Here is a 10077-nt window from a genome sequence, read left to right as displayed (position 1 = left end):
TATTTTATTAATATTTATGCCATCGTAGCGGATTTTACCGTCTGCGATATCATAAAAGCGGTTTATCAGGTTTGTAATGGTGGTTTTCCCGGCTCCGGTTGCCCCAACAAAGGCTACTTTCTGCCCGGGTTCTGCATAAAGGGTGATATTGTGAAGCACAATTTTATCCTTTACATAACCAAAATCAACATCGTACATCCGTACATCTCCGGTTAATTTGGTGTAGGTTGTGGTACCATTTTCATGGGGATGCTTCCATGCCCACATGCCGGTGCGTTCCTTGCATTCCACCATCTCGCCGTTTACTTCCTTTGTATTGAATAATGTTACATATCCTTAGTCTACTTCCGGAACTTCATCGATCAGAGAAAATACCCTGCCTGCACCTGCCAGACCCATAATAACCGCATTCAGCTGATTGGACACCTGGCTTACATTTCCGGAGAATTGTCTGGTCATATTTAAGAACGGAACTACGATACTGATACCGATTGCCATACCGGAAATACTGATATTCGGCACATTATAGAGAAGCAGGATTCCCCCAACCAAAGCCACGATAACATAAAGGACATTTCCTATGTTATTTAATATGGGCATAAGGGTATTGGCAAATTTATTTGCCTGCTGTGCATCATGGAATAATGCATCGTTGTAGCGGTCGAAATCCGCTTTGCTCTCTTCTTCATGGCAGAATACCTTGATAACCTTCTGCCCGTTCATCATTTCCTCTACAAATCCTTCCGCCTCACCCAGTGATCTCTGCTGACGGATAAAATATTTGGCTGAATTTCCCCCAATCTTTTTGGTGACTGCTACCATAAATACTACGCCGATCACAACTACAATTGTCAGCCATACGCTATAGTAAATCATGATAAAAAATATCGTCAGCACCGTAACACCGGACACCAAAAGCTGGGGAAAACTCTGGGAAATCATCTGGCGCAGTGTATCGATATCATTGGTGTAATAGCTCATAATATCACCATGATTATGAGTATCAAAAAAGCTGACGGGCAGATCCTGCATGCCATTAAACATCTTCTGGCGCAGCTTCTTTAACGTACCCTGGGTAATCACCGCCATCATCTGGTTATAAATTACAGATGCCAAAAGCGACAATACATAAAACGTCACCAGCAGCAGTACCAGTCCCATGATTTTTGCTGACACCTTATTCCAGTCACCGTTTTGCCAGCTCTGCTCTATGGTGGCAATTACATTCTGCATGAATACAGCGGGAATGGAACTGACAACCGCGTTGAAAATGATACAGATCAGCACCACCGGCATCATCACAGGGTAAAAACCAAACAGCGTCTTAATAACCCTCCCTAATACTCCTTTTTTATTCTTCATCAGAACCACCTGCCTTATTTTGTGAATTGTATACTTCCTGATAAATTGTGTTGTCTCTCAACAGTTCTTCATGAGTTCCCACAGCATTGATGGTACCCCCATCCATAACCACAATGCGGTCTGCATCCTGTACGGAAGAAGTTCTCTGTGCAATGATAAGTTTCGTTGTGTCGGGTATAAACTCCCGAAACGCCTTTCTGATCAGCGCATCCGTTTTCGTATCAACAGCACTTGTGGAATCATCTAAAATAATAATTTTCGGCTTCTTTAAAAGAGCTCTGGCGATACAAAGTCTCTGTTTCTGGCCACCCGAAACATTTGATCCTCCCTGCTCAATATATGTATCATATTGTTTTGGAAACTGCATGATAAATTCATCCGCCTGCGCCAGTTTACAAGCCTCTATCATTTCTTCCTCTGTAGCTTCTTTATTTCCCCATCTCAGATTGTCTTTAATCGTACCGGAAAACAGGATATTTTTCTGCAGTACAACTGCAACCTGATTTCTAAGGGTCTCTAAATCATAATCCCTGACATCAATCCCGCCTACTTTTACAACACCTTCTGTAGCATCGTAGAGCCTGGAAATCAACTGGATCAGCGAAGATTTCGAAGATCCGGTTCCGCCGATGATACCGATTGTTTCTCCTGACTTTATGTGAAGATTGATATCAGCAAGCGCCATCTTCTCCGCTTTCTTGGAATATTTGAAATTAACCTCTTCAAAATCAATGGAGCCGTCCGCCACTGCAAAAACTGGATCGGCAGGATTGGCAAGAGAGCTATCTTCTCTTAACACCTCCACAATACGCTTGGAGGATTCACTTGCCATAGTGATCATGACAAATACCATGGAAAGCATCATAAGGCTGCTCAATATCTGAAAGCTGTACGCTAACAGAGATGATAACTGGCCTACGTCCAGATCCAGTCCCCTGGAAGTAATAATTGTGTAAGAACCAAACGACATTACAAATATCATGACGGAATAAATACAAAACTGCATCAATGGATTGTTAATTGCTAAAATCCGTTCCGCCCTTGTAAAATCATTGCAGACATCTCCTGCTGCAGTCCCTAATTTTTCTTTTTCATAGTCTTCCCGCACATATGATTTTACAACCCGCATACCCTTGATATTTTCCTGTACCGAGTTATTCAGTGCATCATACTTTTTAAATACTTTCTTGAATAACGGCATTACTTTTCGAATTACCAGAAAGAGCCCAAATCCCAGAATCGGGATTACAATCAGAAAAATAAACGCCATTTTCCCGCCCATAATGAAAGCCATGGCAAATGCAAACAACAGCATAAGCGGACACCGGATCGCCGTTCTCACGATCATCATGTAGGCATTCTGCACATTCGTAACATCCGTGGTAAGTCTGGTTACCAGGGAAGATGTTGAAAATTTGTCAATATTCTCAAAGGAATAACTCTGTATTTTATAATACATATCCTTTCTGATATTCCTTGCAAAACCGCAGGACGCCGTTGCGCAGGCAGTTCCCGCCAGTGCTCCGAAAGTCAGGGACAATCCCGCCATCACTACCAGCAGCAACCCGTACTTAAGCAGCACAATCAGATCACAGCCCGCTTTGATCTGATTGACTAACTGTGCAATCAAAAATGGAATAATACATTCCATAACAACTTCCAAAGAAACCAGTATTGGTGCCTGAATGGAGGCTTTTTTAAATTCTCTGATACATTTCATAAGTTCTCTTATCATTGCTTTTCTATCTCCTTTTCTATCCTTCCTCTTTACCAACAAAATAACGGGCAGGTTAATCAACCGGATTTATGTGATTAACACTACTCGTTTTGCATTTTACCTGCTATATTTATTTGTACCAGCAATTCATTGGTCAAAGATTATCTACCAAAAAAATATTCAGTTGCCTTGCTTCCTGCCTGCTTTAATAAGGCAAGAAACATTTCTGCCTGCTCTTCCGTCATATCCGCCGTGATCATCTTCTCCCAGTCCGTCATTACCTTGTTTATCGTATCAAATGCCCTGTAGGCTTTCTCCGTGGGATATAGTTTGCAGGTACGCTTATCGCTTATAAAAGTTTCTCTGGTAAGATACTCTTCTTTTTCTAAATAATCCAAAGCCCTTGTAATATTACTTGGATGGACATAGATCAGCGTTTTCAGCTTATCCTGCGTAATTCCGGGATTTTTGCAGATATGGATAATAAAGACATGGTGGCTGCTGTTGATATTTAATTCCTTGAAATTCTGATCAGCATATACATTACCCAATCTCCCTAAAATAGACAGCCACTTAAACTCTTGACCCATGACAATACCCTGCTTTCTTTTTCAATCATTATAGCACTATCTTTTTGCGCGCGCAACTTCTTTTTTATTTTTTTATTTTACTTCTTTTATTTAACTGCTTCTACCTGGTTAATGTTCACACCCTTCGGATGCTCACCATAACATCCTCTCTGTCTGTTCAACCTGTTCATTGGGCAGTTATTTTTATGATAAGTGTGACATACTGATGTCACACTTATGATGGTATGATAATAGAAAAAGGAGGAATCATCATGAACTACGAATGGAAAAAACAAGAAAAAGAAATATATCTGCCCAAAACACAGGCTGTACTGGTCACTGTCCCCAGGCAGAAATTTATAGCCCTGAAAGGTAAGGGAGATCCCAACAGCCATGAGTTCAGCGAAAAAATCAGTGCACTATTCCCTGCTGCATACAGCATAAAATCCCAATATAAAAAATATTGCAAATCTAAGGTCCCGGAGAATATATATGATAATTATGCCGTTAACCCCCTGGAGGCTGTTTGGGATATGACCGAAGTTGGAAAAAAGTCCGGCAGATTCATAAAAAGCGAGCTGATCTACGAAATGATGATCGCCATACCGGATTTTGTTTCGGATGAAATAATTGCAGAAGGAATTGCAAGTGTTAAGAAGAAGAAACCGAACCCTCTCTTAAATGAACTATCAATGATTACCACAGAAGAGCATTTATCCGTACAAATCCTCCATACCGGGTCCTATGATAATGAACCAGACAGTTTTAAACGGATGGACGATTTTTGCCTGGATCATAATCTCAGACGAATCCACGATACGCACAAAGAAATATATATCGTAGTTAAAACAGTTATTCAGGCTAACCGAAAGACCGTTCTGCGCTACGATGTATGTTCAAAATAAATCTGTTCCTCACGTTATATTTATGTTAATATAAGAACATTAATCATAGGAAAGGGGATTGCCATGCAGAGTAATCGGCTGTTTGAAATCATTTATATACTGCTGGATAAAAAGAAAGTAACTGCTTCGGAATTAGCAGAGCATTTTGAAGTCTCAAGACGCACCATTTGCCGGGATATTGAACTGCTCTCTTCTGCGGGCATTCCCATTTATGCCGATATGGGCAGATACGGTGGAATCAGCCTCCTGGACAACGTCGTTCTGGATAAATCCCTGATCTCAGACTCGGAACAGCATGAAATACTGGCATCCTTAAAAATTCTGGAAGAGCTGAAATATCCAAATGCCAAAGAATCGCTCAGCAGGCTGGCAAATCTGTTTCAAAAGACCAATGATGACTGGATATCTGTGGATTTTTCCCACTGGGGAAGCCATGCTGACGAAATCGATACTTTTTCCGTCATCAAAGGCTGTATTTTGCAGCAGGTGATCATTGAATTTGATTATTATAATTCTTTTGGACAATGCAGTTTCCAAAAAATAGAACCCTGCAAGCTGTGGTTCAAAGAAAAATCGTGGTATCTGAAAGGGTACAGCTTAAGGCATGAGGATTTTCGGATTTATAAGATGGTCCGCATAAAAAACTTAAAGGCTGGATCACAATCCTTTTCCAAGAGAGATTTATCATCTGAACCTGCACATATAGAAATGAAACACCCCTTTGAACCAGTAAAATTAAAGCTCCTTTTTGCCAGTGAAGCCGCTTACCGGGTATATGATGAATTTGACATGGACCAGATACAGGCTGACGGTAAAGGAAATTTAATCGTAACTGCAGAATATCCGCTGAACGACTGGATTTACGGATATATCCTTTCGTTTGGTAAAGATGTGGAGGTTCTGGAACCGGATCATGTGAAAAGGCATATCTTAGGGATAATAAAAGAGATCGCCCGAAAATATAAGAATGCATTTTCAGATTAACTCCGGGAAATGCAACTGCAAAAGCGGGGTGCGCGTATGAATTGTGCACCTCCGCCTTACAGAAATATTCACATAAACATCTACAAAATCCTGAATAACCATGGTATCGCCAATACGGTCAAAACACCGATTATGGTGACTGAAATTACGTAACATAACGTCTTCTTTTCTTCTTTCATAATATCTCCTTCCCCATTTTCCACGACAGAAACCGCTTCCTATCTCTGCTGCTGCCTATTTTTCTTTTATCGGCATTAAAAGATCTAACTGTAAATGTTCTAACTCTATTTCTGATTGTCCAATGTGATTATAGAAGTTCAAGTGTTCCTCCAGCAGTCCGCACATATGCTCCTGGTCTTGTAAGTCACCTGCAAATTCATAGCTTTCGCTTTTCATAATCCATTCCAGAAATGCATCCCATTCATTGAAATTTCCAAAAGCAATCATATGAGCCGCAAATAAGCCTCCTGCAAACTGCTTTTTTTCAAGTGGCTCAGGTACTTCCATATCATCCGGAATCGTTACCCATGCCTCATAGCCATGGTAACCGGTTTCATCTACCGGATTCGGATGATTAAAACCAAACCGCCTCAGATCTGGTTTTATTTTTCCTAAAGAACTTTCCTTCACAAAGTTATCGACTAAGAAGTTTGCATTCCATTCAGGCTCATCGCCAATATAATGGGCAGCCGCTACTGTAACCGGGGGCAGATAAATAATTCGTACATCGTTGATTTTTGAAAGCGTCTCATCTGCTTTCTTTAATTTTTCCGCCGATTGTTCTTCTTTAAAATTAATACTAATCAAATTTAAAGATTCAATAGCCGCCAGGAACGTATCATCCTGGGTGATCAAAGTCTTCAGCGGCAGCTCAGTGGACTTGCTGAGCTCCTCAACAAAATGATTCAAGATATCTCTGATTGTCGAAAGAGCCGTTATTTCTTCGTTTAACTCCTCCATGTTCTGCCGGAAGATTTCGATAGCTGCAACCGCATTTGTATTATTTAATATAATCGCAATTTGCCGGACAGGGATTCGCAGTTTACGCAGCAGTAGGATTTGTTTCATTCGGGAAACTGCTTGTTCATCATAGATACGGTAAGAATATCCTTCCCGTCTGGAACTGCTGATTAATCCTGCCTTTTCGTAATAGCGAAGCATTCTCGTTGAAATCCCCAGGCTTCTGGATACCTGGCTTATAGTCATTTCCTCCATTATGTACCTCCTCGTATACTCTATCGTTATCGAATATAGTTTAAACTGCGACACGGTGTCAAAGTCAAGTAAATATGCGAAATCATTTCCTGATGCCGATTTATTTACTCTTCCTGTAGAAGTAAACAGCTAATCCACCAAATATTGCAGCTACGAAAAGAAAAGGAACCCCATTTAACAAATTTAAATAAAGCGGTGCGCTGAAATAATCCGCTTTGCGGTCAGTCAGGCACTGCTGGTACCCCCAGTTAAAACTAACAGCAATGAACATTCCAGCCCATGAAATATTGGCGATGAAAATAGAAAGCCACATGAAGATTTTCCACTTGTTCATAATTACCTCATTCCTAAATCCATTACGCATATTAATAAACTCCCATCCTTTATTGCGGTCAATTTCTTATTGGAATTTGCATTATGTTTTTGGGATTATATATAACAGCGTTTTTCTTTATTTTACCACAAAGTGAGAAGAAATTCATGTTTGATTTATTATAGTAAAAAAACAGGAGAATATTCTATGATTATAGCGAAAGAATTTACTCCCTCCTGCCTCCTTTCGCCTTGTATTTCAGCTAACTTTCTTCTTTGATACACTCCAAAAATAACCCCGCTAAAAGCGGATCAAACCGGACTCCCGCATTTTTAGCTATCTCAGCACAGGCATACTCTTTTGATCCATTATGATTCCCGGCATCATTTACCATTTTATCATAACTGTCTGCAATACAGCATATCCGGGCTTCCAGCGGGATTTCCTCCCGGCACAGGCCATCGGGATAACCGCTTCCATCCCAGAATTCATGATGGTATTCCGCCATAGCCCAGACTGTATTCTCATATTTCTTCTGGTCTTCTTTTAGCATACAGACAGCAATATCTCCGCCATATTCGGCATGGCAATGGGTAATGGACCACTCTTTCTGTGTGAGAGGTGCTTTTTTACAGAGGATTTCTCCCGGAATTAATATTTTACCAGCATCGTGATAGAGGGCACCCAGACGAACCGCTTCTATCGAAAGTTCTCTTGCTTCCTGCACATACATCCTGGCAGAGCACAACTTTACAAACAGGACACAGGCATATTTTGCAGTAAGACCTTGATGTATATAAAGTTCTTTCGGCAGATTTAAATAAAGCCTTTTGAAGATTTCCTGGACATTGTTCTGTTTTAATCTTTGCATCATTACCCCTCCTCCACCAGACTGGGATTCGTAAACAAGTGCCGGACGGATACCAGCGTACCTTGCACTTCGGAAAATTTTTCCTGTATTTTCTCCGCTGCTTCTGTTATATGATATCTTTAAGAAATAACGAATCATAATATCTGGCTTATCTTTCGTAAAATACTTTATTTTACGAGAATAACTTCTTTTCCTTTTTCCTATCCCATTTCCCGCCATCGGTCCTGACGGCTTATGACGGCTTACATTTTTATGCTGTTAGACGATTCAGCTTTAACATTGATTTTTGGATATGCTGTTTTGTGGAATGTCCGTACCATTCCAGGGTAATTTTTGCAGAACTATGCCCCAGTATTTCTTTCAGCGCCTGGACATCCCCATTTCTTTCCATAAATCTTGTGGCAAACGTATGCCGCAGTGTGTGAAAGTGAATGCCCCGCAGTCCGATTGATTCCGTCACTCTGGTTAAATAATATTGCAATACCCTTGGATCCATCGCTTTTCTTCCTGCGCCAAAGATATAATCACTCCCTGTGGCTTTGTTCTCTTTTTGAAACTGAACCAATATCTGAACCATAAAACGGGGAAGTGGAATAAATCGTCTGGATGAATCCGATTTGGTTTCCGTCAGGATCAGTTTTGTTTTCTGTTTCTGCTGATGAAATAAAGTTACTCTCTGAATGCTGTGCGACACATGGATTCCACCTGCCAGCGGATCAAAATCCTGCCAGGTATATCCGCAGCACTCCCCCACCCGGCTGCCGCTGTATAGCGCCAGCAGCACTGCCAGATCCTTTGAATTCCTTTCATCCAGTTTTTTTTCTATTCGCTTTTGTTCTTCCAATGTCATAAATCTGGGTTTCTTCCGATTGTATTTCTTCTTTTTATACGGCAGAACCGGAAGGCTGGAAATCAGGTTTCTATCCCTGGCGCTGCACAGCGCCGCCATAAAACGTTTGCAGATATTTTGAGCGGTAGATGTTGAAATATTTTTATCAAGTATTGCATTGTAAACGATCTCCATAGTCTTGTTACTGATATCACTTAAATTTAATTTTCCGGCTGCGGGAAGGATATGACGCTCTACCTGTCCCCTGTACACAGCATATGTAGAATGCTTTACTTCAGGCTTGATTACTCCATCCAGCCAAAACTCCATCCATGCACCCAGCGTTCCGTCCCGGAAAACTTCCTGTGCCCTGTCCATTGTTTTTGCCTGTGTCCTGTCCGCTTTGCAAATCTCCAGCTTTTTTTTAACCTCGGTATAGGTCTTTCCATAGATATAAGAAAAAGCCGTCCTGCCGTCAGGCTTTTTTCCTATTACACATCTGCCTTCCCACCTGCCATCCTTCCGCTTATAGATGTTCTCTCCACGTCTTGCCATGCTGTTCACTCTCCTTCTAAAATTGACGGCTTATCTGACGGCTTAAAAATTCTAACCCGTACCCACAATACAGAACTGAATTTTGAAAAAATCTACATAGTATTGACAATTATATCCAATTATGTTAGACTCATGCCATAATTTAAGTTGATTTTAAACATATTTTCAGTCAATATCATAAAATAAAGTATTTTACGAACGGCAAATAGGCATCCGGCTATTTCAGCGGTTCTTTTTTTGTGTGTGGGGACGTATGAAAAAAGAACCGATAAATCCGTGTGGAGAACGGGGTTATCGGTTCTTTCTTTTAGTACAAATCTTTATATACATCTAATTTCTAATCCTGCTAACGTTTTAATCCTCTCCCCCTTATAATAAACCTCAGCATCTACATTCCTCTGCTCCTTCCCCTCATACCTCACCTGAAGCCCATACAATTCATGCTCCCGCCATTCTATATCTGCCACCAGTCCTCCTCTTGCTCTTAATCCTTTCACACATCCATCCCGCCATGCATCGGGCAGGGCAGGCAGAATGTATAGCTTTCCAGGCTCTGACTGCAGAAGCATCTCCGCCACAGCTGACGTAAATCCGAAGTTTCCGTCAATCTGCATAGGCGGGCAGGTGGAAAATAAATTGGGGCAGATGCCTCCTCCGTCTGTATCCTGTGTGGCATCTCTTAGAATCCGCACCTGCATAAACCGCTTCATGATGTTCCAAGCCATATTCCCGTCATGAAGATGTGCCCATTGATTCA

11 protein-coding genes are annotated in these 10077 nt (G+C 41.1%); 2 read left to right on the top strand and 9 right to left on the bottom strand.

Annotation, left to right across the window (positions count from 1 at the left end; all coding sequences use genetic code 11):
• The 4 genes from ACH2DQ_RS24995 to ACH2DQ_RS24980 all read right to left on the bottom strand — a co-directional run.
• Positions 1–294: ATP-binding cassette domain-containing protein (locus ACH2DQ_RS24995; RefSeq protein ID WP_395028605.1), on the bottom strand; the 294-nt coding region annotated here is incomplete at its 3' end.
• Between the two features lie 42 nt (positions 295–336).
• Positions 337–1362, bottom strand: a complete 1026-nt coding sequence (locus ACH2DQ_RS24990; protein ID WP_395028604.1) for an ABC transporter ATP-binding protein — start codon at positions 1360–1362, stop codon at positions 337–339.
• On the bottom strand, positions 1352–3097 hold the full coding sequence (locus ACH2DQ_RS24985) for an ABC transporter ATP-binding protein (protein WP_394914626.1): 1746 nt from the start codon (positions 3095–3097) through the stop codon (positions 1352–1354). The genes ACH2DQ_RS24990 and ACH2DQ_RS24985 overlap by 11 nt, the downstream gene beginning before the upstream one ends.
• Positions 3098–3240: 143 nt before the next feature.
• The gene (locus ACH2DQ_RS24980) at positions 3241–3669 is read right to left on the bottom strand and encodes a MarR family winged helix-turn-helix transcriptional regulator (RefSeq protein ID WP_394914625.1); all 429 of its coding nucleotides are present in this window, start codon (positions 3667–3669) and stop codon (positions 3241–3243) included.
• Between the two features lie 251 nt (positions 3670–3920).
• On the opposite strand from ACH2DQ_RS24980, the gene ACH2DQ_RS24975 reads away from it, so the two are divergent.
• Together ACH2DQ_RS24975 and ACH2DQ_RS24970 are read left to right on the top strand one after the other, a co-directional pair.
• Entirely contained in the window at positions 3921–4553 is a 633-nt protein-coding gene (locus tag ACH2DQ_RS24975) for a GyrI-like domain-containing protein (protein WP_394914624.1), read from the top strand.
• A 63-nt stretch (positions 4554–4616) separates the two neighbouring features.
• Positions 4617–5537, top strand: coding sequence for a helix-turn-helix transcriptional regulator (locus tag ACH2DQ_RS24970; protein WP_395028603.1), 921 nt, complete (start codon positions 4617–4619; stop codon positions 5535–5537).
• Positions 5538–5771: 234 nt separating this feature from the next.
• Here ACH2DQ_RS24970 and ACH2DQ_RS24965 read toward each other — a convergent pair whose 3' ends face one another.
• From ACH2DQ_RS24965 to ACH2DQ_RS24945, 5 genes are all read right to left on the bottom strand, one after another.
• Positions 5772–6752, bottom strand: a complete 981-nt coding sequence (locus ACH2DQ_RS24965; RefSeq protein ID WP_394914622.1) for an effector binding domain-containing protein — start codon at positions 6750–6752, stop codon at positions 5772–5774.
• Positions 6753–6852: 100 nt separating this feature from the next.
• On the bottom strand, positions 6853–7086 hold the full coding sequence (locus ACH2DQ_RS24960) for a hypothetical protein (protein WP_394914621.1): 234 nt from the start codon (positions 7084–7086) through the stop codon (positions 6853–6855).
• Positions 7087–7327: 241 nt separating this feature from the next.
• The gene (locus ACH2DQ_RS24955; RefSeq protein ID WP_395028602.1) at positions 7328–7939 is read right to left on the bottom strand and encodes an HD-GYP domain-containing protein; all 612 of its coding nucleotides are present in this window, start codon (positions 7937–7939) and stop codon (positions 7328–7330) included.
• 247 nt (positions 7940–8186) lie between these two features.
• Positions 8187–9320: a tyrosine-type recombinase/integrase gene (locus ACH2DQ_RS24950; protein WP_394914619.1), complete on the bottom strand. Its 1134-nt coding sequence runs from the start codon at positions 9318–9320 to the stop codon at positions 8187–8189.
• Between the two features lie 320 nt (positions 9321–9640).
• The coding region (locus ACH2DQ_RS24945) for a glycoside hydrolase family 95-like protein (RefSeq protein ID WP_395028601.1) at positions 9641–10077 on the bottom strand (437 nt) is incomplete at its 5' end.

Source organism: Robinsoniella sp., from assembly GCF_034124845.1.
This window is presented reverse-complemented; position numbering and strand designations above follow the sequence as displayed.

Bases quoted from the DNA above. Each gene is read 5' to 3' on its own strand.
- ACH2DQ_RS24990 (WP_395028604.1), bottom strand. From the start codon at position 1,362: ATGAAGAATAAAAAAGGAGTATTAGGGAGGGTTATTAAGACGCTGTTT.
- ACH2DQ_RS24985 (WP_394914626.1), bottom strand. From the start codon at position 3,097: ATGATAAGAGAACTTATGAAATGTATCAGAGAATTTAAAAAAGCCTCC.
- ACH2DQ_RS24980 (WP_394914625.1), bottom strand. From the start codon at position 3,669: ATGGGTCAAGAGTTTAAGTGGCTGTCTATTTTAGGGAGATTGGGTAAT.
- ACH2DQ_RS24975 (WP_394914624.1), top strand. From the start codon at position 3,921: ATGAACTACGAATGGAAAAAACAAGAAAAAGAAATATATCTGCCCAAA.
- ACH2DQ_RS24970 (WP_395028603.1), top strand. From the start codon at position 4,617: ATGCAGAGTAATCGGCTGTTTGAAATCATTTATATACTGCTGGATAAA.
- ACH2DQ_RS24965 (WP_394914622.1), bottom strand. From the start codon at position 6,752: ATGGAGGAAATGACTATAAGCCAGGTATCCAGAAGCCTGGGGATTTCA.
- ACH2DQ_RS24960 (WP_394914621.1), bottom strand. From the start codon at position 7,086: ATGAACAAGTGGAAAATCTTCATGTGGCTTTCTATTTTCATCGCCAAT.
- ACH2DQ_RS24955 (WP_395028602.1), bottom strand. From the start codon at position 7,939: ATGATGCAAAGATTAAAACAGAACAATGTCCAGGAAATCTTCAAAAGG.
- ACH2DQ_RS24950 (WP_394914619.1), bottom strand. From the start codon at position 9,320: ATGGCAAGACGTGGAGAGAACATCTATAAGCGGAAGGATGGCAGGTGG.